The 24089-nt window shown below is 66.6% G+C and carries 17 protein-coding genes and 2 tRNA genes; 7 read left to right on the forward strand and 12 right to left on the reverse strand.

The genetic code is table 11. The annotated features are described in order from the left end of the window. Positions 1-23: 23 nt before the first annotated feature. Positions 24-317, reverse strand: coding sequence for an excalibur calcium-binding domain-containing protein (locus OHQ90_RS12540; RefSeq protein ID WP_328410226.1), 294 nt, complete (start codon positions 315-317; stop codon positions 24-26). Between the two features lie 126 nt (positions 318-443). After that, positions 444-1421 (reverse strand): pirin family protein, encoded by a 978-nt coding sequence (locus tag OHQ90_RS12545; protein WP_328412792.1) that lies wholly within the window; start codon positions 1419-1421, stop codon positions 444-446. 60 nt (positions 1422-1481) lie between these two features. Here OHQ90_RS12545 and OHQ90_RS12550 point away from each other — a divergent pair, with 60 nt between their 5' ends. After that, positions 1482-1946 (forward strand): MarR family winged helix-turn-helix transcriptional regulator, encoded by a 465-nt coding sequence (locus OHQ90_RS12550; protein ID WP_328410227.1) that lies wholly within the window; start codon positions 1482-1484, stop codon positions 1944-1946. A gap of 6 nt (positions 1947-1952) precedes the next feature. Here the strand turns inward: OHQ90_RS12550 and OHQ90_RS12555 are convergent, their stop codons facing one another. The 3 genes from OHQ90_RS12555 to OHQ90_RS12565 form a co-directional block, all read right to left on the reverse strand. Next, entirely contained in the window at positions 1953-2264 is a 312-nt protein-coding gene (locus OHQ90_RS12555; protein ID WP_328410228.1) for a hypothetical protein, read from the reverse strand. Between the two features lie 102 nt (positions 2265-2366). Next, the gene (locus OHQ90_RS12560; protein ID WP_328410229.1) at positions 2367-2984 is read right to left on the reverse strand and encodes a transglycosylase SLT domain-containing protein; all 618 of its coding nucleotides are present in this window, start codon (positions 2982-2984) and stop codon (positions 2367-2369) included. A gap of 533 nt (positions 2985-3517) precedes the next feature. Beyond that, positions 3518-3988 (reverse strand): MarR family winged helix-turn-helix transcriptional regulator, encoded by a 471-nt coding sequence (locus OHQ90_RS12565; RefSeq protein WP_328410231.1) that lies wholly within the window; start codon positions 3986-3988, stop codon positions 3518-3520. 76 nt (positions 3989-4064) lie between these two features. Between OHQ90_RS12565 and OHQ90_RS12570 the strand changes: the two genes are divergently transcribed. Beyond that, positions 4065-4439 carry a cupin domain-containing protein gene (locus tag OHQ90_RS12570; RefSeq protein WP_328410233.1) on the forward strand — a complete coding sequence of 125 codons (375 nt, stop codon included), beginning with the start codon at positions 4065-4067 and terminating at the stop codon, positions 4437-4439. Between the two features lie 74 nt (positions 4440-4513). On the opposite strand, the gene OHQ90_RS12575 is transcribed toward OHQ90_RS12570, so the two are convergent. After that, on the reverse strand, positions 4514-4801 hold the full coding sequence (locus tag OHQ90_RS12575) for an antibiotic biosynthesis monooxygenase family protein (RefSeq protein ID WP_328410234.1): 288 nt from the start codon (positions 4799-4801) through the stop codon (positions 4514-4516). Between the two features lie 488 nt (positions 4802-5289). Further along, positions 5290-5362, reverse strand: a tRNA-Lys gene (locus tag OHQ90_RS12580). Between the two features lie 306 nt (positions 5363-5668). Here OHQ90_RS12580 and OHQ90_RS12585 point away from each other — a divergent pair. Then, positions 5669-6880: a L,D-transpeptidase gene (locus OHQ90_RS12585; RefSeq protein WP_442941383.1), complete on the forward strand. Its 1212-nt coding sequence runs from the start codon at positions 5669-5671 to the stop codon at positions 6878-6880. Between the two features lie 77 nt (positions 6881-6957). Here the strand turns inward: OHQ90_RS12585 and OHQ90_RS12590 are convergent, their stop codons facing one another. The 3 genes from OHQ90_RS12590 to OHQ90_RS12600 all read right to left on the reverse strand — a co-directional run bounded on the left by OHQ90_RS12590 (position 6958) and on the right by OHQ90_RS12600 (position 9587). After that, on the reverse strand, positions 6958-7263 hold the full coding sequence (locus OHQ90_RS12590) for a hypothetical protein (protein WP_328410238.1): 306 nt from the start codon (positions 7261-7263) through the stop codon (positions 6958-6960). A 171-nt stretch (positions 7264-7434) separates the two neighbouring features. Continuing rightward, positions 7435-7809, reverse strand: a complete 375-nt coding sequence (locus OHQ90_RS12595) for a MoaF-related domain-containing protein (protein WP_328410240.1) — start codon at positions 7807-7809, stop codon at positions 7435-7437. Positions 7810-7832: 23 nt separating this feature from the next. Further along, positions 7833-9587 (reverse strand): 3-deoxy-7-phosphoheptulonate synthase, encoded by a 1755-nt coding sequence (locus OHQ90_RS12600; protein WP_328410242.1) that lies wholly within the window; start codon positions 9585-9587, stop codon positions 7833-7835. A 351-nt stretch (positions 9588-9938) separates the two neighbouring features. On the opposite strand from OHQ90_RS12600, the gene OHQ90_RS12605 reads away from it, so the two are divergent. Genes OHQ90_RS12605 through OHQ90_RS12615 form a run of 3 tightly spaced genes read left to right on the forward strand, consistent with a single transcriptional unit; the run spans position 9939 to position 20973 of the window. After that, positions 9939-11075 carry a 3-oxoacyl-[acyl-carrier-protein] synthase III C-terminal domain-containing protein gene (locus OHQ90_RS12605; protein ID WP_328410244.1) on the forward strand — a complete coding sequence of 379 codons (1137 nt, stop codon included), beginning with the start codon at positions 9939-9941 and terminating at the stop codon, positions 11073-11075. 5 nt (positions 11076-11080) lie between these two features. Next, positions 11081-12628: an AMP-binding protein gene (locus tag OHQ90_RS12610; RefSeq protein ID WP_328412793.1), complete on the forward strand. Its 1548-nt coding sequence runs from the start codon at positions 11081-11083 to the stop codon at positions 12626-12628. A 32-nt stretch (positions 12629-12660) separates the two neighbouring features. After that, positions 12661-20973: a type I polyketide synthase gene (locus OHQ90_RS12615; protein WP_328410246.1), complete on the forward strand. Its 8313-nt coding sequence runs from the start codon at positions 12661-12663 to the stop codon at positions 20971-20973. Positions 20974-21125: 152 nt separating this feature from the next. Here OHQ90_RS12615 and OHQ90_RS12620 read toward each other — a convergent pair. Then, a tRNA-His gene (locus OHQ90_RS12620) sits at positions 21126-21198 on the reverse strand. Between the two features lie 171 nt (positions 21199-21369). Next, positions 21370-22005, reverse strand: a complete 636-nt coding sequence (gene orn, locus OHQ90_RS12625) for an oligoribonuclease (protein ID WP_328410248.1) — start codon at positions 22003-22005, stop codon at positions 21370-21372. Positions 22006-22164: 159 nt separating this feature from the next. Here orn and OHQ90_RS12630 point away from each other — a divergent pair, with 159 nt between their 5' ends. After that, on the forward strand, positions 22165-23961 hold the full coding sequence (locus tag OHQ90_RS12630; protein ID WP_328410249.1) for a helicase HerA-like domain-containing protein: 1797 nt from the start codon (positions 22165-22167) through the stop codon (positions 23959-23961). Positions 23962-24089: the final 128 nt, after the last annotated feature.

Consider the following 24089-nt stretch of genomic DNA (forward strand, 5'->3'; position numbering starts at 1 on the left):
CGGGTGTTTCGTTTTTTCGGGCTTTAGACCGTCGGGCAGGCGAATCCATCGCCGTCGGGGTCCAGGTGTGGGCCATAACCGGGTTCGCCACGGAAGATCGGCGCCCGGCCGGCCGCACGGGCCGCGTCGCAGTTGGCGAAGGCGCCACCCGCCGAGCCGGTCTGCGACATGCCTGCCGAGCCGGTCGCGGCCGAGCCGGTGTCGATGGCGGACGATCCTGTTCCTGCGGAACCGGTGGGAGCGGCCATGGCGGCGGGCGCCGCAAGGAAGGTCAGACCCGCGACGGCAGCGCTGACGGTGAGCCGGCGAACGTTCATGTATTCCTCTATGTGTTTGCTGCGGTGGATTGGCGCCGAAGGAGGGAGGCGCCGCATCCACTGTTGTGACGGGCCGCTCGGTTGTCAACCGGGCTGCATGCGAATGTTGTCCGCGCAATGCCGCAATTACGTGCCGAGGTGCTTTCCCACCACGTGTTCGGCCGGGATATTTCCCATTCGTCCGGCTTGGAAATCCTCGACGGCTCGGATGATTTCGGCGCGGCTGTTCATCACGAAGGGGCCGTATTGGACGACGGGCTCATTGATGGGCCGGCCGCCGAGTAGCAACACCTCGACATCGCCGGTCCGATCGTGCTGTCGGGCATCGGCCGAGACAGTGATCGAGTCGCCGCGACCGAAGACCGCGAGCTGGCCCTCGCCGATCGGCCTGCGTTCCGCGCCGACGGTGCCGCTGCCGGACAACACGTATGCCATCGCCGTAAATTGTTGCGGCCATGGTGTTTCCAGCTGTCCGCCAGCGCTGATGGAGGCGTGCGCGTACGCGATGGGGGTGTAGGTCGAACCGGGGCCCGCGAATCCGCCGATCTCGCCGGCGATCAGTCGTACGAGCGCGCTGCCGTCGTGGGAGCTCACCAATGTCAGCTCGGAACCGCGCAGATCCTGGTAGCGCGGTGCGGCCATCTTCAGCGCACGCGGCAGGTTCACCCACAGTTGGACGCCGTGGAACCAGCCGCCGGAGGCGACCAGCTCTTCCGGCGGCACCTCGTCGTGCAGGATGCCGGAACCCGCGGTCATCCACTGGGTGTCGCCCTCGCTGATGACGCCGCCCCCGCCGTTGGAGTCGTGGTGCACCATGGTGCCGTCGAGCATGTAGGTGACGGTCTCGAAGCCGCGGTGCGGATGCCACGGCGCGCCTTTGGCCTCGTGCGGCTCATAAGCAACCGGACCCATCTGGTCGAGCAGGATGAACGGGTCGGCCGAGCGCAGATCCATGCTCGGGAACGGCCGTCGGACTTCGAAGCCCGCGCCTTCGCGCTGCTTTTGCGCGGTGCTGATGCTGCGCACCGGACGCTTGCGCGTCGGCTCGGTCGGCCTGGGCAGGCGGGGCAGAACCATGATGTCGGGGACGGTGATGGCGGGCATGTGCACCTCCTGGAAAGTTTTGGTGTCCATGTCAACCAAAGACTGGTTAGGATAATTCCCGTGGTCCGATGGTTGAGCGATGACGAGCAAACGACCTGGCAAGCCTTCATCCGGCTGCGCCAGCGAATGGACGCGGCGCTGGCCGCGGGCTTCGCCCAGGACGGCTTGTCGCCGGCCGACTACGAGATCTTGGTGCCGCTGTCGGCCGCGCCGGACGGCTGCCTACGCGCCAAGGAACTCGGCGCGGAGATCTGCTGGGAGAAGAGCAGGCTCTCCAAGCATCTGGCTCGCATGGCCGCCCGTGGGCTCGTCGAACGCCGCACCGCGCAGGAAGACGCCCGCGGCATCCTGGTGGAACTCACCGCGGCCGGGCGAGAAGCGCTCGAACGCGCCGCACCGAACCATGTCGATCTGGTCCGTCGCCTGTTCATCGACGTGCTGACGCCCGAGGAGGCGAGGGCGCTGCGGGCGCTCGCGGACAAGGTGGTGGCCGAGGCCGAGTGCAGCACCGGCCTCAACCTCTGAGCGCCGTCACCACGGTGTGATCGGCGGTTTCACCCACATCAGCTTCTCGTCGGTGTGGTTGCGCTGTGCCGCAGCGTGATTCGGATGGTGCCCGGCCCAGGCGTCCTTGTCGTCGAGGAGTCGGGCGACGGCCGCCCAGGTCTCGTCGGTACTCGGCGGATTCGTTGCCGCGGCACGCGCGAGCTTGCGCCGCAGCGCCGCAGGCATGGCCAGCAGTTCGGCTCCGGTGATTCCGCGATCCCAGATGTAGCCCGCGAGCCGGCGCGCCTTCTCGGCGCGACTCTTCGACGCGGAGTCGGAGTGGGCGTAATCGGTCATGGCGCATTCCGCATCGGTGGTGGTTGGTCCCGGTCGACCCTAGCGGACGACAACGCCTCCCCGGCTATCGCCGGGGAGGCGTTGTTCTTGCGTGCTGTCGGATCAGTAGGCCGAGTTCACGTTGTCCATCGAGCCGTACCGGTTGGCCGCGTAGTTGCAGGCCGCGGTGATGTTGGCGACCGGGTCCCAGATGTCGAAGGGGGTGCCGTCGACGTGGTAGGAGTTGAAGGTCGGGTCGATGACCTGCAGCAGACCCTTCGAGGGGATGCCCGCGGCGGCGTTGGAGTCCCACAGGTTGATGGCGTGCGGGTCGCCGCCGGACTCGCGCATCACATTGCGGTAGATGCCGTCGTAGCTGCCGGGGATGTTCCTGGCGTGCATGATGTCGAGGGCCTGCAGGATCCAGCCGTTGAGGTTGTTCTCGTAGACCGGAGCGGGCGGCGGCGGGAGCACTTCGGGCATCGGAGGCAGGGCGGGCAGCGCGGGCAGGGCAGGAAGCTCGGGCAGCGCGGGCAGTGCCGCCGCATCGGCCACTGGGGCGGCGGCCACGGGGGCGGCCTGCTCCTCGGCGACCATGGCGACGCGAGACGGGACGCTGTCGTCTGCCACGGACACTGCGGAAGAAGCAGCGACGGCGATGATGCCCGCTGCGGCGATCGCGAAGGTGAAGCCTTCGCGGAGTGAGGGACGGTGGAAGGAGAAGAAGCGTCTGTCATGCATTGCGAAATCGGTTCCTTGTTCGGGGACTGGGGTTCGATCCGGGCATGCCTGGCAACACGGATCCATGGCGGGCGTCAGGTGTAGTTGCTCGCCGAATTCGGTTTTTATGCGGTTTTCGGATTTTGTTGTGAAAGACGGGGATTCGGTTCCCCGTGCGGGCGGCTCAGGTACCCGGGGCAATGGCCCCACGGGTGCCGCTGTCATCGAAAGGGAGTATTGCGGTACCCTTCGGTGCCGCGCGGTACTCCAGTGACCGCGAGTGAACATCTTGCTGTTGCGGTCGTTTTCCGAATGTCCGTGGATTACTCCGCGGCCTAACCAAACTGCCGGTCTGTTCTTGACCTGATCTCAGGATGGTCACGACTGGTTAACAGAGGGTAAACGAAAGATGAATCGGGGGATTTTTCGATCTTGGATGACCAAGATCATGCAGGTCGACACCCTATGTATGCGGGGAGTTTGCCCCTAAACTCAATGTGATGCAGGTCACGTAAATATAACGGTAACGCACGACACCTTTATCGTTTTGTGCCCTACCAAGACGCCGGACGCACCCTTCCGGGGGCCACGACGCGAGCCAATGCGTTACGTAATTCGGTGATCTTGGAATCGCCGAGAACGGCCGTCCATTGTGCGGCGAAATTCGCCGCAGCGGCATCGGCCGCACGCGTGCAGGCCCATCCTTGTTCGGTCAATGTGATCAGTCGCGCGCGGGCGTCGTCGGGATGCGGATTGCGTTCGGCGTATCCCTTGCGCACCAATTCGTCCACCAGTTGACTTGCCGCCTGCTTGGTCACCGCGAGGTGCTCCGCGAGCTCGCCGACGGTCGCGCCATTCGGTGCCATTCGTACGAACGCGAACCCATGGGCGGGTCGTACATCGTCGAATCCGGCCGCTTGGACGCCGTTGTGGATCGCATCCGTCGCCGCCGCGCCCGCCGCGAGCAGCAGCAGGGCGAGATCCTGCCCCGGGCGCGGTGTCGAAGCGGGCTTCGGGTCCGTCATGAATTCCATCTTGACACATGTGGTCAACATGCTTGACTATCTAGTCAATCTAGTTGACCAAATTGAGGAGCAAGACATGCCTGTGATCCGTGCCGCCGAAGCCCAGGTCCACGAAATGCACAACGCCCGCTTCACCTCCTACATCCGTCCCGAGACGGGCAGCACCGAACTGTGCGTCTGGCAGACCGGAATCGATCCGGGCACGGTGGGAGTAGGCCACAAGATCCTGCGTGAGGAGGCTTTTGTCGTCATCAGGGGCACGGTGACGCTGCACATCGACGGCGAGGCGTCGGCGCTGGAACCCGGTGACGCTGCCATCGCGCCCGCAGGCTCGACCATCAGCCTGGACAACACCGGATCGGAGCCCGCAGCGCTGGTGGTGACCGTTCCGGTCGGATTCGCCGCAGAGCTCGCCGACGGCACCCGCCTGACCCCGCCCTGGGCGAGCTGAGGCCCCTCGGCACGAGTGGGGGGCGGGTGGCGGCCTGGCAATCCAGCACCTGGATTGCCAGGCCGTCGAGGTAATCAGGCCAGGGTGCCGAGCTCGTCGCTCACCAGGCCGGAGATCGTTGCGAAGAATGCAGCGATGCCGGGCAGGTTCGGGCCCTTGGCGCGGGAGGCGGTGAAATCCGCCTCGGAGCGCCACTCCACCACGTCGAGCCACTCGTCATTCGGCAGGCGAACCAGCCGGGCTCCCAGGAACCCCTCGCGGTCGGCATCGAAATCCGCGACCATCCCCGGCCTGGCGGCCAGCATCTCCTCGACCTTGTCCGGCGCCACCGTGAAACGGGTCAGCTCTACCGTTACTGCCATTACTGCCTCCTTGTCGTAGCAACGGTGCTCAACCCTGGCCGCGGCCGAACTGTTCCGCGGGTGTTCAGCGGCCGATGAGCTGTGGGCCGTGGGGCAAGGCGGATGGGAGGTGGTGATCGCGGCCGGTCATTCACCAGGAGCGCATTCAGCACCGCTTCTTCTGCGCAGTGCGTGACGGCCTCGTGGAACAGATTCATCCGATGCCACGGCATGGTCGTGTGGAGCTCCAGCTCCGCCTCCGAAATCGACTGCGGTGGCAACGATGTCGATGTCTCGCGGTCATTGGCGGTGGAGAGTGGCGATCGTGCTCGAACCAATCGGTCGTCTCCACGCGGTGATATCGAGATCCGGTCCGCGCGCGGTCCCATTCCCGGCTGATCGCACCCGATGGTGTCGTGCGTGGCGAAGGACACACCCGGCGTGATCTGATTGTTGGCAACAAAAAATCCCCCGCCGACATGGTGTCGAGGAGGGATTTGGTTTTGCTGTGCGCCATCAGGGACTCGAACCCCGAACCCGCTGATTAAGAGTCAGCTGCTCTGCCAATTGAGCTAATGGCGCTTGCTCCGTGTTCCGGTGCGGGACAGACATTAACAGGCCGAGGGCGCAGAAGTGAAATCGATATCCGGCCGGGGGCGTCGGTCGAGTTCGCGAGGGGTGTTAACGCCCGGTGGGGTAGTCGGGATCTAACCGGTGGACTCGCCTGCGTCGACGCTGCGTTCGCGTTTGTTCGGGCTTGCGGAGCTGGCAGAATATCGGGCGTGGTCTCGACCGATCCCGCCGGCGCGGTGGGTTGAGCTAGCAATCGGTTGGATCCGAAGCCATCGGTGCGCTTCTTGGCGCACCGGGACTTGAAACGGGGTTGAGATGAGCGTTGCGCAGGGTCGACATCGGACGATGGGGAAAGTCACCGCACCTCTGGTCGTGTTCGCTGTGTTCGCGCTGGTCTTATCGGCGTGCTCGTCGGGCAGCGCCGACAGCTCGCAGGTCGCCATCGATCGCAACCCCATCACCGAACTGATCAAGCCGAAGCTGTTGTCCCCGGTCAAGGACGGTGACGTGGGGGTTTCGCCGGGTATGCCGATGGTCTTCAAGGCCGACGACGGCAAGTTCACCGCAGTGACATTGCTCAACCCGCAGGGCGAGTCGGTGAGCGGCAAGCTGGCCGCCGATGGCCGGTCCTGGGAGACCACCGAGGTGCTCGGCTACGGCAAGGCCTACCGGCTGCGCGCCGACGCCATCGGCCTCGGCGGGGCGAACTCCACCACCTTGAGCTTCACCACCAGTTCGCCGGACAGCCAGACCCATCCCTACCTGCTGCCGGGTGAGGGTGAGGTGGTCGGCATCGGGCAGCCGGTCGCGGTGCAGTTCGACGAGAACATCCCCGACCGCAAGGCCGCCCAGAATGCGATAAAGATCACCACCGAGCCCGCGGTGGAGGGCGCGTTCTACTGGGTGAACAACCGTGAGGTCCGGTGGCGGCCCGAGCACTTCTGGGCGCCGGGTACCAAGGTCACCGTCGAGGTGAATGTCTATGGCAAGAATCTGGGCAACGGCCTGTTCGGCCAGGACAACATCCACTCCTTCTTCACCGTCGGTGACGCGGTGGTCTTCACCGCCGACGACAACACCAAGCAGGTGACCGTCGAGCAGAACGGCCAGGTCGTGCGGACCATGCCGACCTCGATGGGCAAGTCGAGCACGCCCACTGACAACGGTGTCTACATCGTGAGCGACCGGTTCGAGAAGATCATCATGGACTCCTCGACCTACGGCGTTCCGGTGGGTTCGTCCGCTGGCTACAAGACTCCGGTCGACTACGCGACCCGCCTCTCCTACAGCGGCATCTTCTTCCATTCCGCGCCGTGGTCGGTCGGTCAGCAGGGGTATTCGAACACCAGCCACGGCTGTCTGAACCTGAGTCCGGCCAACGCCCAGTGGGTCTATCAGAACGCCAAGCGCGGCGATATCACCATCGTCAAGAACACGGTGGGCGGCACCCTGTCGGGTGTCGACGGCCTCGGTGACTGGAACATTGCGTGGCCGGAATGGAAGGCGGGCAACGCCGACGTCCGGTGACGAAGGAGAAGGCCCCCGGCGATCGCGTGAACCTAGGTCGCGCCGGGGGCCTTCTCATGTCCTGGGTCGGGCGGAAATCAGGGGATGACAGGTCCTGGCGTGCCCGGGCAGGTGAGATTCGCGTTGATCGCGCTGCCCAACGCGGCGCACAGCAGTGGGCCGCCGAAGAGGAGCTTTTCGAAAGCGGCCAAGGCCGCGCCCGCGGACCCGGTGCCCGAGGACCCGGTTGTGGTCACCCCGCCCGCCGATCCGGTGCTGCCCGATCCGGTCGAGGACTCCAGTCCGGTCGACTCCATCGGTGTTCCGGGATCCGCGGCGGCCGTTGCGGTGGCTCCGGTCAGCAATGTTGCGCCGACGAGGGCCGCGATAACTGTGGCACGCATCACGAACTGTTGTCTTTCTTGTCAACCAGGGCGATGCCTGGCGACATCTCCCTCGCGCCGCAGTCTACGGAGTGAAACGGAGGTCTGTCAGACAATCGGCGAAGTCGCCGTTCTCGACGACGAGGGGGCTGCGGGACAGCGAATCTGCCTGTCGCGCAGGGTGGTCAGCGCTCAGGACGCGCGCTCTGCCTGAAGGATCTCGCCGATATCGAAGAATTCCCACTGGTTGGGCGGCATCATCGCGGTGACGTGGACCTGCCGCTGCTCGAAATCCAGCAGCAGTGCCACATGGATGCCCGGCTTCAGGGTCCAGCAGACCAGGTAGAAGTCCTCGCGCAGCTTGCGCGCACGGTAGGAAATTGCGTCGACCGCGTGCCGGTTGGGGTCGCTGAGCAGGACGAAGCCGAGGCTGTCTGCGGTGAATGTCATGCGGTAGTGGTTGCCGGTCGTGTACCGGTACTCGATAACCGTTCCGGCCAGCTCGGTGGTGGACGGACCGCCGATCAGATCGGGGTGGCCTGCGGTCTCTTGCGCTATGTCGGTCATTTCTCTCTCTATGGAAAAGGGCTTCAGGACGCGATGCTGGGAAGGGAGTAGAGCTCGTCGTGCGCGATGGTGACGCAGTGCAGCGCCTGGGCGGGGTTCAGCCGCCGCGACACCGCCAGGCGCAGACCGCCGGGGATCACGCCCACGCGCCGACATGCGTCGAAGAAACCGTGTATTTCGAGGGCGATCGCCTCGAAGTCGGTGGTCTCGAGTCCACGGCCGGTGCGGTGAGCGGCGGCGGGCATCGGATCGCAGACCCAGGCGACCGGCACTCCGGTGGCCGTGGCGGCCGCCAGCAGCGGCGGCAGCAGCGCGGTGTCGAGGCGGGCGATCAGCGTGAGTCTGCCGGGGATCTTGTCGGGATTGAGCCGCAGGCACAGCGCGGCTATGTCGTCCGGCTCGGCCGTCGGTCCGACGGTGACGGCGATCGGGTTGTCGATCGCGGTCGCGAGCCGCAGCTGAGCCTCGCTGCCGGTGTGGTCGCCGACCCACAGTAGGTGGGCGGAGCCTGCCCACCAGCGGCCGTCGTCATGGCGGCGCGTCAGCGCGTGTGCGTAAGGCAGCAGCGCCTCGTGTGAGGTCCACAGCCGTGGCACCAGACTGTGCAGCTGGCGGCCGCCGGGCGGTGCGGTGGTGGCGCCCGCGAACATGTCGGCAACGTTGCGCAATAGTTCCGCCGACAACGGATTCGGGCCGGCGTCGGCAGCGTGATCCAATAGCGCGACCGCCGGTGCCGGCGGCGCCACCGGATGGGTCCGAAGGTGATTGAGCGTCGCTGCCGCATGGAGATACGTCGACAGCATCTCCTGAGGATCGGGGTTGGGCGCAGACCATGGCCGTGCGCGCTGATCGGCGATCCGGCTGATCGTCACGATGCGCCGACCCGATCCGAATGCCAGGACCGCGGCGGCGGCCGCCGCCATCGCCTGGCCGGCAATGAGCGTGCCTGCGCGGCCGTTGGCGGGTGTTTCGACAGAGTCGCCCACATGCAATGCGAACGCTTGTCCGGTCGTCACCATGGCGAGTTCGGATGTGAGAGCGTCGCATTCGTCGACACTTACGAGCGGGGGCAGTTCGCGCAGCTGATCGGCATCGGCACGGGCGGCGTCCAGCCATAGCGGTGCTGTGGTCGGTTCGCCGGTCCAGCGCGACGGCGATACCGGCTCGTCATCCCATGGCAGCTCGGGATATTCGACGAGGAGTTCGGGTGAGATCAGGCCAGGATTGAAGCTCTCCCGGATGTAGCACAGTGGGCCCGTGTCGACCCGCATGATGTAGGACCGAGATGCGCACACCCGCTGATCAGGCCATCGTGCCAAGCCCGCCCGCAGCAACTCGCGGCGTTGGGCGACCTGTCGGGCCTGCAGGCTGTGTCCGATGGCGGTGTCGACGCTGTCGAGCTTGTGCTGCGCGCCCACACCTACGGCGCTGACGACGTAATTGACCGATACCGGAATCGAATCCGGGTTGAGCAAGCATGATCGCCGGACCATCACCTCGGTGCCGGACGGTAACTGCAACGGTGCTCGAACGGTGTCGGGCAGCCGATCGGCGGACATGATGTCCTGGCGCAGCACCCGCACCCGCAATGTGGTGTCGAGCGCTGCTTCCAGCGCCGGTGTGGTCAGGTTCGTGTTGGTGACGAGCATTCGAGTGGTCGGATCGGCGAACCGTGCTCCACCAGTCGGTGCCGCCAATTCGGGCTGGCCGAGACGCGGTCGGCACCGCGCCGCGCCGATGGGATTCTTCTCGCGGGGAAACGCGGTCGCGGCTTCCATCTCATGCATTGGACCCAAACCCGTTTATCTTTTTGATGATTCGCCCCTTGCGGCATCATCCTGCACCTATTTCTTTGATCTGTCTACTCGAGATAGCGGCAGAATCGACTTCTGGGTGCGCAAAGAATTGGTCATATCTAATACGTATCGTTAACTTTTGGTTATCGAAGATGTCGGTATGCGTACGTATGCGAATTCATGTGTCGGACATCACGATTGAGTGGGGTTATCGTCGTGTTCTGTTGGTTGACAGTGCCGCACTGGAGGGTGATTATCAGATCCCATACGTTCGACGATCGGGTATTCGTCAAACACTTCGCTACGTCTGTACAAAGGCATAGGTGAAAAGGCATGACCGCGGCCGTAATTGACCCATACCTCGTTGCTATCGCCACTGAGGTTCCCCCTCATCAATATTCGACCGAGGAGTTACTCGCCGCCAGTCACGGGCATTTGTCCGACAAGCTCGGGGCAATGCTCGGAAGCCTCGGCATCGAGCAGCGGCACTCGGTGCTCGCCAACTATCCGGATGTGCTGTTCGGGGGCGCCGAACCGCAGCTGGACATCGCCGCAGCCGATCTCGCGGTCCGGGCGGCTCGCAAATGCCTTGCCAAAGCTGATGTTTCGCCCGACTCGATCGGCCTCGTGCTCGGCGTGAGCAGTACTCCTGGGCGACTGCTACCGAGCTTGGTTTGCGACATATTCGCGCGGATGCCGGAACTGCCGCGGACCGCGCCGAATCTGAGCATCGAATATATGGGCTGTTCGGCAATGGCGAAGGCCGTCGAGACGGCGAGATGGTTCCTCACGTGCAACCCGGAGAAGCGGGTCCTGGTCTGCTTCATGGAAGCGATCACGCCATTGTCTCCGGTGCTTCCCGGCTTCTACTCACATTTCTCGGAAGTGGGACCGCAGCAACGTCAGGGCACCGTGGACGTCATGCACGGGTTTCTGTTTGCGGACGCGGCCGTGGCCATGGTGTTCGGCGCGGAGGGCGACGGGCCATCGTTCGGCCCGGTGGCCAACCTGACCAACGAGCTGGCGTCGGACGCCGAACTCGGCACCGTTCCGGACGGCGGCTCGGACATCCCGGTGGTGTACGGGCGTCGCATCTACACACTGAGTCCCGATGTCACACCGCGTGGCGCCCACTACGCAAGTGAGACGGTGCGCATGACACTGGAGGACGACTCCTGCGAGCTGTCGAAGCCCGCTGACGCCTCGGCGCTGCTCTTGCATACCGGCAGCATGCGCATCGTCGACGCACTGTGCGCCGAGTTCGGCGTCGACAAGGACAGCGAGGCTGTCGCCTCGTCGTATCGAGTGCTGCGCGACCACGGCAACACCCTCGGATGTTCGGTTCCCCTCATGGTGGCGGAGCCGGTGCACCGCCCGGCCGGACAAGGCCTGCTCGTGGCTTTCGGGCTGAGCTTCAGTTGCGGTGCGTTCACGATGACGATCCCCGAAGGTGGATGGAATCCCCAGTGAACGCAATGGATTTCGATGTCGCCGCTGCCGTCGGGCAGCGCAACCTCGCCGAATTCGTGTGGGGAGCCGGTGACCGGGACGGTGTCGCCCTGATCGAACACTCGACCGGCCGGACCTACCGTCATCGCGAACTCATCTTCGCCGCAAGGCGATTCGCGGCCGCGCTGGTTCAGCGCGGGCTGCACCCCGGTGCGAATGTGGCGGTGATTTGCCCTAACGGCGCCGAGTTCATCGCCGCGTACTACGGAGCGTTGCTCGTCGGCGGTGTGGTTCTTGCGCTGGATCCGTTGGGCGCCACCGACGAATGGGAGGCCGCGCTCGCCCGTACGCCGGCCGGCTTCGCCGTCGTGACCGGTGCAGTGTGGCATACGCTCGCGCGAGAGCGCTTGGCGGAGCGATTCGAGCACGTGGTGGTGATCGACGACGACGGCATGGTTCCGGCGCAGCGGAGCGCCGACGTGGTCGGGTGGGGCGTGATGCTCGCCGAGGCCACGACGACCGTTCCCGCGGCCGTCGGCGGTGACCGTGCGGCGATGCTGATCGCGTCGAGCGGGACCCAGGGCGAGCCCAAGCAGATCGTGCTGACTCACCGTAATATCGCCGCGAATCTCGTGCAGATCGATCTCGCGCACCGGCTGACGGCGCAGGACGTCGTGCTCGGTCTCACTCCGTTCCGACATGTGTACGGGATGCTCCATCCGCTGAACAGCACGCTGCGGGTCCGGGCGACGGTTGTCACGGTGGCCACTCCGTTCACCGCCGCGGACCTGCTCGACACCATCCAACGTCGGCGCATCACCGTCGCGTACCTGGTGCCGAGTGTGCTCGCCGAACTTGCCAGGTTCCCCGACGTCGAACGCTACGACACCAGCAGCGTGCGGCTGGTCTACTCGGGCGGTGCGCCACTGCCCGTCGAAGTCGCGGCGACTTGCGCACAAATCCTGGGAGCCCCGGTTGTGCAGGGTTACGGCATGACCGAAGCCTGCTGCACCTACGCCCCGCCCGACATCGATCCAGGCCCGGCGGGATCGATCGGTCTGCCGGTGCCGGGAACACAGACCCGATTCGTCGATCCCGACACCGGCCTCGATGTCGACGAAGCCGATCCCGGTGAGATCTGGATCCGCGGTCCACAGGTTTCGCCGGGCTTCGTGCAGGGCGACGGCCAGATCGTTCCGGTCACCGACGAGGACGGCTGGCTGCACACCGGCGACATCGGTCGCCGTGATGCCAGGGGATACGTCACCATCACCGGTCGGGCCAAGCAGCTCATCAAGTACAAGGGGCATCAGGTTGCGCCCGCCGAGCTCGAAGCGATCCTGCTCGGTCATCCGAACGTCGCCGACGCGGTGGTGGTGGGAGTGCCGGACGAGATCGCCGGGGAGATCCCGGTGGCCTACGTGGTCCTGAACGCCGATGTCCCGCTCGATGACGTGTCGGCCTACGTCGCCGAGCGGGTGGCGCCGTACAAGAAGATCCGCCGCATCGAGGCGCTTACCACCATTCCTCGGTCCGCCATGGGCAAGCCGCTGCGCGGCAGCCTCGGGCACTGATCACCGCCGCACCGATCTCATCGGGAGTATCCATGCGTCACACACTTCCGTCGCTGTTCGAAGCCGCCGCCGATGCCGGGGGTGCGCAACCGGCGGTCTTTGTGGACGGCGGCTACCGGTCCTGGGCGCAGTGGCGCGCCGAGGCCCATGCGCTGGCGCGTGGATTGCAGGATCTCGGCATCGGTCAAGGCGACGTGGTCGCCGTGCACCTGCCCAACTGCTGGGAGTTCCTCACCGTTCATGTCGCCGTCGCCGCCGCGGGCGCGACCATGCTTCCGCTGCACATGGGCCTCGGGGCCAACGAACTGCGCTCGCTACTCGCCAGGACTCGGGCAGCCACCTTGGTCGGCACCGCCGATCGCATGCACGGACTGCTCGCCGAGCTCCGTGCGGGCTCCCCGGCGCTGACGCACGTGCTGGTTGTCGGGGACGCGGACTTCGCACCGAATGATGTTCTGGCACTGGAGGATATGGCGCGGCGGTGGGCGGGGACGACCCCGCTGCCGGTGCAGGTCGGCCCGGACGACCCCTTCGTGCTGCTCCCGTCGTCCGGTACGACCTCGTTGCGCCAGAAGATCTGTGTGCACACCCATGACGCCCTCATATCGAACGCCGTCACGGTGGCTGCCGACGGTCGTGCTCGCGGTACCGACACGATCATCAGCGCCAGCCTCTTCACCCATCTGTTCGGGCTGCTCTCGGTGCACGTCAGCCTCGTGACCCGCGGGCGCCAGGCCTTGCTGCGCGGCTGGGACGTGCGGGAATTGCTGCGGCTGGCAGCCGCGAGCGAGGCAGGGGTGCTCTACGCAGTTCCGGCGCAGATCCGAGACATCGTGTCCCAGCTGGGAGCGTCCGGCGACGACGGTGGGATTCGGCTGACGGAGGTGCGGGCCAGTGGCGCGGCCATCCCCGCCCCGCTCGTCGAAGACGCCCGGCGGCTGCTCGGTGCACGCGTGATTTCGCACTGGGGCATGTCCGAGGTGGGCGCCGGCCTGTACACGCGGCCCGATGATCCCCTGCATGCGGCGACCAGCGGGGTCGGCCGTCCGGTTACCGGTGGCCAGGTTCGGGTCGTCGACGAAGCCGGAAATCCCTGCGGTACAGGCGAAACCGGGGAGCTCCAATTCCGCGGCCCCTCGATGTTCACCGAATATTTCGAGGAACCGGAACTGACGAGGAACGCGCTGACCGTCGACGGATGGTTGCGCACCGGAGACCGTGCCGTCCTGAACGAGGACGGCACAGTCGCCTTCCGCGGCCGGGACGCCGAAGTGATCAACGTCGGTGGTGTGAAGTTCAGCGCATCCGAGATCGAGATGCTGCTCGATGACCTGCCGGGGCCGCGGCTGCTCGCCGTGGTCGGGCGCCCGGACGACCGTCTCGGCGAATACCCCTGTCTCGTAGTGACTTTGCGCGCGGGCGCGGCGCTCACGTTGCGTGAGGTCACCGCGCATCTGGCGGCCAAAGGTGTTGCGGAGTACAAGATTCCGGCCGAGCTGATCGTGCAGGAGGAGATACCGTGCACGCCGACCGGCAAGATCGCCAGGCGCAGACTCGCCGCGATGCTGGACGGTGATGTTTCACGCGCGCAGTCGGTCTGGGTGCGCCGCATGCTGGCGTTACCGCCGTCCGAACGGCTGCGGCACGCCCTCGACCTGGTTCGTGAACAGGTGCGTGTGGTGCTGGGAGATCCCGGATCGATCGGGCCCGACCAGGTTTTCACCGATTTCGGCATGAAGTCCCTGACCGCGGTGCGATTGCGTGCCGCCGTGTCCGAGGCCATCGGATTCGCCCTGCCCGCGACCACCGCCTACGACCTACCGACCCCGAACCTGCTCGCTCGGCACCTCTGTGAGCTACTGGCCGAAAAGTCGCCGGTCGGCACCCCGGCCACCTCGAACCACGCACGACCGGCCGCCCAGGACCCAGTGGTCGTCGTGGGCATGGGATGCCGGTTGCCCGGCGACACGACGTCTCCCGATGAGTTCTGGGAACTGCTGGTGGCGGGACGGGAGACACTCGGCGAGTTCCCCACCGATCGCGGCTGGGGTTTCGACCCGGACGCCACCTTCACCCGGCGGGGCAGCTTTCTGCGCGACGCTGCCTGGTTCGACTCCGCCTTCTTCGGGATCTCACCGCGCGAAGCCATGACTATGGACCCGCAGCAACGACTCCTGCTGGAAACGACATGGGAGGCACTGGAACACGCCGGGATCGACCCGAACTCGTTGCGGGACACCGAGACCGGCGTCTTCGTCGGTGCCATGGCCTCGGACTACCTGCCACGCACCTATGAGTCGGTCACGAATTCCGACGTCGGTGCGATGACCGGCAATGCGGGCGGCGTCGCCTCCGGCCGGATCTCCTATGTGCTCGGGCTACGCGGCCCGGCGCTCACCGTGGACACGGCATGCTCCTCCTCCCTCGTCGCGCTCCATCTCGCGGCCCGATCGCTGCGGGCCGGGGAATGCTCGATGGCGTTGGTCGGCGGTGCGACGGTGATGTCGACGCAGGCCACGTTCGCGGAGTTCGCTCGACAGGGCGCCCTCGCGGCCGACGGGAGATGCAAGTCCTTCGCCGCCGCGGCCGACGGGACGGGCTGGGGTGAAGCGGTCGGCGTCCTCGTCCTCGAACGGCTCTCCGACGCGCGCCGGGCCGGCCATCGTGTGCTCGGCGTCATCCGCGGCAGCGCCGTGAACTCCGACGGCACCTCCAATGGGTTGACCGCGCCGAACGGCCATGCACAGCAACGAGTTATCCGTCGGGCACTGGCCGACGCCGAGCTGGATCCGTCCGATATCGACGCGGTCGAAGCGCACGGCACCGGCACCACGCTCGGTGACCCGATCGAAGCGCAGGCGATCCTGGCGACGTATGGGCAGGACCGCGAGCGGCCGCTGCTGCTCGGTTCGATGAAATCGAACCTCGGGCACGCACAGGCTGCCGCAGGCATTGTCGGCACCATCAAGATGCTCATGGCAATGGGGAACGGGCTGGTGCCCAAGACATTGCATGTGGACGAGCCCTCCCCGCACGTGGACTGGGCTGTCGGCGCGGTGCGCCTGGCCACCGAAGCAGTGCCGTGGCCGGAGACCGGAAGACCGCGCCGCGCGGGCGTTTCCGCGTTCGGAATCAGCGGCACGAACGCACACGTCATCCTCGAACAAGCTCCGTCCGAACGGGACGGGCAGGGACGGGACGGCGCCGAAGGGGACGGGCCCGGAGGCGGTGACACCAGACAGCGCGGTACCGAGGGGGACGGGCCCGGAGGGGGTGCCGCCGGACAGCGCGGTACCGAGGGGGACGGGCCCGGACGGGGTGACACCGGACAGCGCGGCACCGAACGCGGCGACCGTGATCTGCGCGGCACCGGACGCGGCGACCGTGATCTGAGTGGCGCTGGACACCGCAACCGGGGCTCGGACAGCACCGGACAGGGTGCCACCCGACGGGACGATCGTGGACATCACGGCACCGAGCGGGGCAGCGGAACGGATGAGCGCTTCGCGTGCCCGCCGAATCCGGTTGTGCCGCTGGTCTTCTCGGCATCGACAACAGCGGCTCTGGCAGCTCTGGCGGGACGGCTCGATGCCCTCCTGAGCGCAGGCGCGGTACCAACGGATGTCGGCTACTCCCTGACCACGACCCGCGCGACGTTCGAGCATCGGGCGGTCGTGCTCGACGCCGATCGTGACGACCTGGCCGCGCTGATGTCGGGGATACCCGGCGCCGCGGTCACGGGGCATGCCGACCTCAGCGGGGGAGCGGTGTTCGTTTTCCCGGGGCACGGGGCCCAATGGGCCGGGATGGGGGCCGAACTGCTCGCTTCGGCCCCGGTCTTCGCGGCCGCGATGGCCGAGTGCGAGGACGTGCTGTCGGAGTTCGTCGACTGGTCGTTGACCGAGGTCATCGCCGATGAATCAGCCTTGCGCCGAACCGAAGTCGTGCAACCGGTGCTCTTCGCAGTCACGGTTTCGCTGGCCCGGCTGTGGCAGCACCACGGCGTCGAGCCTGCCGCCGTGATCGGTCATTCTCAGGGCGAGATCGCTGCCGCGCACATCGCAGGCGTCCTGTCCTTGCGTGACGCGATCCGAGCCGTCGTCCGCCGAGGCGAACTGTGCACCGAGTTGAGCGGCATGATGTTGTCGGTCGGATCGGTCGAGGACGTCGAGCACTATCTTGCCGCTTACCCGGCGGTGAGCATCGCCGCGCGCAACAGTCTCTCCTCGACCGTGCTGGCGGGAGATGCCGAATCTCTCACCGCACTGGCGAAGGATTACCGCGATACGGGCAAGTCGGCCCACGTTGTGCCGATCGGCTACGCGTCGCACTCGGCGTATGTCGAGCCCATCCGTGACCGGCTGCTGGCAGACCTGGCCGAACTGAGCCCGCAGCCGGCGCACATTCCCTGGTATTCGACGGTTACCGGCCAACCGATGACCGGCCGCGATGCCGACGCAGGCTACTGGTACGACAACCTGCGCCGCCCGGTGCAATTCGCCGCGACCGTGGAATCGCTTGCGGCCGCGGGGTTCAACCATTTCATCGAGGTCGGGCCCCACCCGGTGCTGACCACCGCGATGCAGGAGACAGTCGGCGAGGGCGGCCTGGCAGTCGGTACCTTACGTCGCGGCCATGGCGGCCTGCGCCGGTTCGCCGGTTCGCTCGCTCAGGCGTATGTCCGTGGGCTGCCGGTCGATTGGACGAGATTCTTCGACGGCAGCGATGCTCGACGCATCGACCTGCCCACCTATCCGTTCCAGCGTGGTCACTACTGGGTCGGTCGAACGAGACAGTCGAGCGCGGCCGGGCTCGGCCAACAGGACATCACGCATCCGCTGGTGGCGGCACTCGTCGAGCACCCCGGCCGGCAGGGTGTGACCTGCACGGGCCTGATCTCGCTGGCCGAGCAGCCCTGGCTGACCGATCATCGGGTGCACGGCGCGGTTGTGGTGCCGGGAACGGCCTTGGTCGAGCTGGCCGTACACCTCGGCCAACGGTTCGGCTGCCACCGGGTCGACGAGCTGGTCATGCCTGCCCCGCTGGTGGTGCCGGAGGGCGGCAGCGTCCGACTCCAGCTGCGGATGACAGAAGAAGAGGACAAGCGCGTCGTCGTGGCGGTGCACTCGCAGATCACCGGACAGGAATCCTGGACCGAGCACCTGACCGGTGCGCTCGTGCCGGAAACGGACACCGCGGTATCCGGGTTCGGGTCTGCCATCTGGCCGCCGCAGGGAGCGCAGCGCATCGATGTCGACACCGTGTACGAGTCGCTCGTCGAGGCGGGTGTCGCGCACGGCCCGGCATTCCGTGGGCTGAGTGCACTGTGGCGGCGCGACACCGAACTCTTCGCCGAAGTCATACTGCCCGATGACCTTTCGACCGGGTCTTTCCTGTTGCATCCCGCTCTGCTCGACGCGGCGTTGCATCCGATCGTGGTGACGCAGGACCACACCGATACCGCGGTGCAGTGGCCCGGAGCGGGTGCCGCTCGTGGACAGGGCGAGTCGGCTCCTGGCCCACGACCAATGCTGCCGTTCGCCTGGCGGGGTGTGAGCCTCTTCGCGACAGGGGCGACGGCGTTGCGAGTGCGGTTGCGTCCCGAGGCCGATCGACAAGGTGAGATCGCCCTGGATATCGCCGACGACCTCGGCAGGCCTGTCGCACGAGTGGAGTCGCTGATCTGCCGCCGCACCGACGGCATGCCACCGGGTAGCGCCATCGCGCCGAACACGCTGTTCCGGATCGGCTGGAAGCACGCGGGCCAACGGTCCGGCGACGACCGTGAGCTGCTCGACGTCAGCGCCGTGCCCGAGCTCCGAACCGCGCTGAATCTCGTGCTGACCGCTCTGCAGCGCAAGGTAGTCGAACAAGCCGGATTGCTCGTGCTGACCAGGAATGCCGTGGCCACGGCGGATTTCGAGGACACCGATCCCGTGCAGGCCGCCGTATGGGGCCTGGTTCGCTCCGCCCAGCGGGAGCATCCGGGCCTGTTCGTCCTCGCCGACACCGACGACCCGGCCGCATTCGAGCGGGCAGTGCCGGTGGGGGAAAACGAGTTCGCGGTTCGCGCCGACTCGGTTCTCGTCCCTCGCCTGATCAGGCAGCGAGCAGTCCGAACACAGACAGCCGCGAATGCCGGCCGCGCTGCGTTGGTGACCGGTATTGCGCTGGTGACCGATGATGCTGCGCTCGTGACCGGCGGCGCTGCGCTCGCTACCGGTGGCGCTGCGTTGGTGACCGGTGATGCTGCGTTGGTTGATGGTGCTGCGTTGGTGACCGATGGTGCTGTGCCTGCTATGGGTGGCGCCGCATTGGTGGTCAGTGATCCCGCGCTCCTGCCCGACGGCGCCGCGTTTGTCACCGATGATGCTCTGCTCACGACCGACGGCACTGTCCTCGTGACCGGCGGGACCGGTGGCCTCGGGCGGCGGATGGCCAGGCACCTGGCCGAGCGGCACCGCGTGCGGCACCTGGTGCTGATCTCACGGAGCGGATCCGATGCCCCCGGTGCGCAGGCGCTGCGTGCCGAACTGGCGGATCTCGGTGCCGACGTGCGCATCGTCGCTTGCGACGTGGGCGACCGTGCCGCCCTCGCGGAAGTAGTGGCAGGCATCGATCCACAACACCCGCTGACCGGTGTCGTACACGCGGCGGGGATCGTCGACGACGGGGTGCTCGGTGCGCTGAACGCGGATCGAATCGAGAAGGTGCTGTGGTCGAAAGCCGATGCGGCGCGGCATCTGCACGAGCTCACCCAGGACCTTCCGGTCCGAGTATTCGTCTTGTTCTCCTCGATCGCCGGTCTGCTCGGCAGTCCCGGCCAGGCCAATTATGGTGCCGCGAACGCCTATCTGGACGGATTGGCAGCACATCGCCGGGCGCGGGGTCTCCCCGCGGTTTCGGTGGCCTGGGGTCTGTGGCCGCAGGCCACCGGGATGACGAGCACGCTGACCCCCGCTGATCACGCCAGAATGTCGCGCAACGGCATACTCGCACTCTCCGACGCGGACGGTCTCGCGCTGTTCGATGCCGCACTCACCGCCGGTCCGGCGCTGTTGGCAGCGATGCGCGTCGATCTCGCCGCGATCGGCTCGACACCAACGGCGCCGATCTGGCGCGAGCTCGTCCGTCCCGTGCCGGAGTCTGCCGTCCCGGCGACCCGGTCCGTGGCGACTGCCGCTACATCATCGGACTCGCTTCGTCGCCAACTCACCGGACTCGACAGCGCCGATCAGGTTCGGCTCATCGAGGACCTGGTCACGGGTCGCGTCGCGGCGTTGCTTGGCTACCGAAATGCGGCGGCGGTGGCGCTGGATCGCAAGTTCCTGGAGATCGGCTTCGACTCGCTGTCGGCGAAGGAGTTGCACGACGCCGTGAACAAGGCGACCGGCCTCCGCTTACCGCTCATGGCCGTGTTCGACGCCGAGACCCCCGGTGCGCTCGCGATGCGAGTGTGGAATGAGCTGATCGGGCCGCCGCGCACACCGGAGACCGAGCCGGTCGCGACAGTATCGCGGTACGAGGAGTCGGTCCGAGCGGTCGTTCAGCACGCAGTCGCCGCAGGCAACCCGGATGCGGCCTTCAGCGTGATGCGCGCGGCCGCGGACCTGCGGCCATCCTTCACCGACAGCGCCGATCGTGGCCCGCTACCTGCGGCAACCACCTTGACCGACGGACCGCACCGCATCCGGCTGATCGCCCTCAGCTCGCCGATGGCCAATGGCGGTGTCCACCAGCATGCCCGGCTCGCCGCGCATTTCCGGGACGCAGTGCGTTTCTCGGCAGTGCCGTTGCCCGGCTTTGCGTCCGGCGAGAAACTGCCTGCTTCCGCTGAAGCCGCTCTCACCGCGGTCGTGGACGGCGTGCTCGGTGCCGCAGCGGACGAGCCCTTCGTACTGCTCGGCTACTCGTCGGGTGGTGCGCTGGCGTATGCCGCCGCGCGTCGCCTGGAACGCAGCCCCGAGGCTCGGCTGGCCGCGCTGGTGATGATCGACACCTTCCCGATCGATGACCCGGCGGTCCCGATCGAGACGATTCTGCGCGAGATGTTCGTGGATGAGACCGGTATCGCCGGACCCACCGGTGACCGGCTCTCGGCCATGGGCCGCTGGCTCGCGGTGATGTCCGGCATGGACTTCGCCCCGATCGAGGTACCGGTGTTGTTCGTTCGGGCCACGGAGCCGTTCGCCCCCGGTGCCGGGGACCCGGCCCGCTGGCAGACGCGGCCGTTCCACGACACCCACGATCTTCGGATCGTGCGATCGGATCATTTCGGTCTGGTCGGCCGGGATTCCGAGCACACTGCGCAGGTCGTCCGCGAATGGCTCGACGAGCGTTTGTGACCGACGGCTGAGGTGCCGGATAAGGCGGACGTGCTCGATGATTATGTGCCTGCCGCCCCGCCACCTGCGGGCCTGAATACTTGCCATGGTTGCTCGTGAGTCGACAAAAAGGGCCAGGTCAGAATGTTTCCGCTCTGACCTGGCCCGTAGAGGGTGGCTGACGGGACTCGAACCCGCGACAGCCAGGATCACAACCTGGTGCTCTACCAACTGAACTACAGCCACCATCGCCGGTGAATCACCGGCGCGGTAGATATTAGCGTGTAACCCCCTGGAGTCCCTAATCGGTTATCGGTGTGCCGTTTGTACTGGGCTTTTGGCGCGCCGCGGGGTTTGCGGTGCGCCCGGCAACACCGGGCCATTCGCGATTCCGCCGATCCGGTGCCGGCGGCGGGGTTACTCGGCGTCGGGCTGGGCGGCCGCTGCGTTCTTGTTGTTGCCGAGTTCGTTGGCGATGGCGGAGATCTCGGCAGTCGACGGGCCGGGTGCGGCGACGAACGCGGTGCGGCGGTAGTACTCGAGCTCGCGGATTGATTCCTTGATGTCGGCGAGGGCGCGGTGGGTGAGCCCCTTCTCGGGCTGGCCGAAGTAGATGCGCGGGTACCAGCGGCGGCACAGCTCCTTGATGGAGCTCACGTCGATCATTCGGTAGTGCAGGTGGGTATCCAGCAGCGGCATGTCGCGGGCGATGAAGCCACGGTCGGTGGCGATCGAATTGCCCGCGAGCGGGACCGTGCCCGCGAGCGGCGCGTACTCACGGATGTAGTCGAGGACCTGCTGCTCGGCCTCGGCGAGGGTGACCGTGGAGCGGCGCACCTCTTCGGTGAGACCGGAACGCGCATGCATTTCGGCGACCACCGGTGGCATGGCGGCCAGCGCCTCGTCGTCGGCGTGGATGACGATATCCACGCCCTCACCCAGAATGTTGAGGTCGCTGTCTGTCACGAGTGCGGCCACCTCGATCAGCTTGTCGCTGTCGAGACGAAGGCCGGTCATCTCGCAATCCATCCACACCACGAATTTGTCGGACACCCGAGCAACACTAGCGGTGTCCTCCGGTGGTGGCTGGGTTGAGCCCTCTGTACGCGACCAGCGGCGATAGAGTTTGCGGGAGTTCGGCGTAGGCGTTTGTGGCACGACAGCTAACACTGCGAAAGCAGTCACAGTCAGACCAAAGACGGAGGACGCGCGATGACCACTCCCCAGGAGAAAGCGGCCGCTGCCCGCAAGGCCGCGCAGGAGGCGGCGCGGGTCGCCGCGGAAGCCGCCGCCGCGGAAGCCGCAGAGCGCGAGTTGGCCGAACAGGAGGCCGCGGCCACCTCGGGTGCGGCCGATGGCGCCGATGCGGTGGCGGTGGCAGCCGAGTCCCGGGCAAAGGCCGCCGCCACGGCGGAGACCGCTGCCGTGACCGCCGCGGTGGCCCAAGCTACGAAAGCGGCAGCATCCGACACCGCGATTTCGGCGGAGCAGTCGCCCGCGCAGCAGATCGCCGCTGGCTACGCGTTCGACGGCGAGGCGCTCGCGCTCGGCTCCGTGATTGTCGACGGGGAAGTCGATCCGACTGCGCTGGTGCGGATTCCGATGCGCACATTGAACCGGCACGGCCTGGTCGCGGGCGCCACCGGCACCGGTAAGACGAAGACGCTGCAGGGCATTGCCGAGCAGCTCTCGCGCGCCGGAGTGCCGGTGGTGCTCGCGGATGTCAAGGGCGACCTTTCCGGTCTTTCCCAACCCGGTCAGCCGAACGAGAAGCTGAGCGCGCGGGGGCTGGAAACCGGTGCGGGGCAATGGCAGCCGTCCGGATTTCCGACGGAGTTCGTCTCGCTCGGCACCGGTGGCATCGGGGTGCCGATCCGCGCGACCATCACCGCCTTCGGTCCGGTGTTGCTCAGTAAGGTGCTCGGACTCAACGAGACTCAGGAATCGACGCTCGGACTGATCTTTCACTGGGCGGACCAGCAAGGGCTGGGTCTGCTGGATCTGAAGGATCTGCGCGCGGTCATCACTCATCTGACCAGTCCGGAAGGCAAGGAAGACCTCAAGGGCATCGGCGGGGTCTCGGCGGCGACCGCCGGGGTCATCCTGCGCGCGCTGGTGAACCTGGAGGCCGATGGCGGCGACACCTTCTTCGGTGAGCCGGAACTGGATCCGGCGGATCTGCTGCGTGTCGCGGGCGGGCAGGGCGTGATCACCCTGTTCGAGCTCGGTGCCCAGGCGGCGCGGCCGGTGATGTTCTCGACCTTCCTGATGTGGGTGCTCGCCGATCTGTTCCAGACCCTGCCCGAGGTCGGCGATGTCGAAAAGCCCAAGCTGGTTTTTATTTTCGACGAGGCGCACCTGTTGTTCGCCGACGCGTCGAAGGCCTTCCTGGAGCAGGTGGAGCAGACGGTCAAACTGATCCGTTCCAAGGGCGTCGGCGTGTTCTTCTGCACCCAGCTGCCGACGGACATCCCGAATGCCGTGCTCTCCCAACTGGGTGCGCGTATCCAGCACGCGCTGCGCGCCTTCACACCCGCCGATCAGAAGGCGCTGTCCAAGACGGTGCGGACCTATCCCAAGACCGGCACCTACGATCTGGAGCAGGCGCTTACCTCACTGGGCACCGGCGAGGCCATCGTCACCGTGCTCTCGGAGAAGGGTGCGCCGACTCCGGTGGCGTGGACCAGGATTGCGCCGCCGCGCTCGCTGATGGACACCATCGGCGACGAAGCGATCAAGTCCCGCGCGCTGTCGAGTTCGCTGTTCGGCAAGTACGGCCAGACCATCGACCGCGAATCGGCTTACGAGATGCTCGCCGCGAAGGTTGCCGCGGCACAGGAGAATGCGGAACCGCCCGCGGCGCCCGGGCGTTCCACGAGGGCCGCCGAGGAGGACTCGGCCGCCGAGCGCATCATGAAGAACCCGGCCGTAAAGAGCTTCCTGCGTTCGGCCGCTACCGTGGCGGGTCGCGAGATCAGCCGCAGTATCTTCGGCACCCGCAAACGCTGAGCGGGTTGTGTTCAGGTAGCCGGCAACCCGCTGCGCATCGGGCTGGGGGTAGCAGCAGCAGGATCGGAATGAGCAGCGTGCCGAAGCTGGTGCAGTCCGTCGGCCGAGCCCGGAGCGCGAGTGCCGGT

Origin of the sequence: Nocardia sp. NBC_00403 (genome assembly GCF_036046055.1) — a bacterium.
In the GTDB taxonomy this organism is placed as follows: Bacteria; Actinomycetota; Actinomycetes; order Mycobacteriales; family Mycobacteriaceae; genus Nocardia.

Excerpts from the sequence above, each read along its gene's own strand:
- OHQ90_RS12595 (WP_328410240.1), bottom strand. The coding sequence starts at position 7,809 with ATGACCGACATAGCGCAAGAGACCGCAGGCCACCCCGATCTGATCGGC.
- OHQ90_RS12585 (WP_442941383.1), top strand. The coding sequence starts at position 5,669 with ATGAGCGTTGCGCAGGGTCGACATCGGACGATGGGGAAAGTCACCGCA.
- OHQ90_RS12590 (WP_328410238.1), bottom strand. The coding sequence starts at position 7,263 with ATGCGTGCCACAGTTATCGCGGCCCTCGTCGGCGCAACATTGCTGACC.
- OHQ90_RS12610 (WP_328412793.1), top strand. The coding sequence starts at position 11,081 with ATGGATTTCGATGTCGCCGCTGCCGTCGGGCAGCGCAACCTCGCCGAA.
- OHQ90_RS12565 (WP_328410231.1), bottom strand. The coding sequence starts at position 3,988 with ATGACGGACCCGAAGCCCGCTTCGACACCGCGCCCGGGGCAGGATCTC.
- OHQ90_RS12540 (WP_328410226.1), bottom strand. The coding sequence starts at position 317 with ATGAACGTTCGCCGGCTCACCGTCAGCGCTGCCGTCGCGGGTCTGACC.
- OHQ90_RS12560 (WP_328410229.1), bottom strand. The coding sequence starts at position 2,984 with ATGCATGACAGACGCTTCTTCTCCTTCCACCGTCCCTCACTCCGCGAA.
- OHQ90_RS12615 (WP_328410246.1), top strand. The coding sequence starts at position 12,661 with ATGCGTCACACACTTCCGTCGCTGTTCGAAGCCGCCGCCGATGCCGGG.
- OHQ90_RS12630 (WP_328410249.1), top strand. The coding sequence starts at position 22,165 with ATGACCACTCCCCAGGAGAAAGCGGCCGCTGCCCGCAAGGCCGCGCAG.
- OHQ90_RS12605 (WP_328410244.1), top strand. The coding sequence starts at position 9,939 with ATGACCGCGGCCGTAATTGACCCATACCTCGTTGCTATCGCCACTGAG.
- OHQ90_RS12545 (WP_328412792.1), bottom strand. The coding sequence starts at position 1,421 with ATGCCCGCCATCACCGTCCCCGACATCATGGTTCTGCCCCGCCTGCCC.
- OHQ90_RS12575 (WP_328410234.1), bottom strand. The coding sequence starts at position 4,801 with ATGGCAGTAACGGTAGAGCTGACCCGTTTCACGGTGGCGCCGGACAAG.
- OHQ90_RS12600 (WP_328410242.1), bottom strand. The coding sequence starts at position 9,587 with ATGGAAGCCGCGACCGCGTTTCCCCGCGAGAAGAATCCCATCGGCGCG.
- OHQ90_RS12570 (WP_328410233.1), top strand. The coding sequence starts at position 4,065 with ATGCCTGTGATCCGTGCCGCCGAAGCCCAGGTCCACGAAATGCACAAC.
- OHQ90_RS12555 (WP_328410228.1), bottom strand. The coding sequence starts at position 2,264 with ATGACCGATTACGCCCACTCCGACTCCGCGTCGAAGAGTCGCGCCGAG.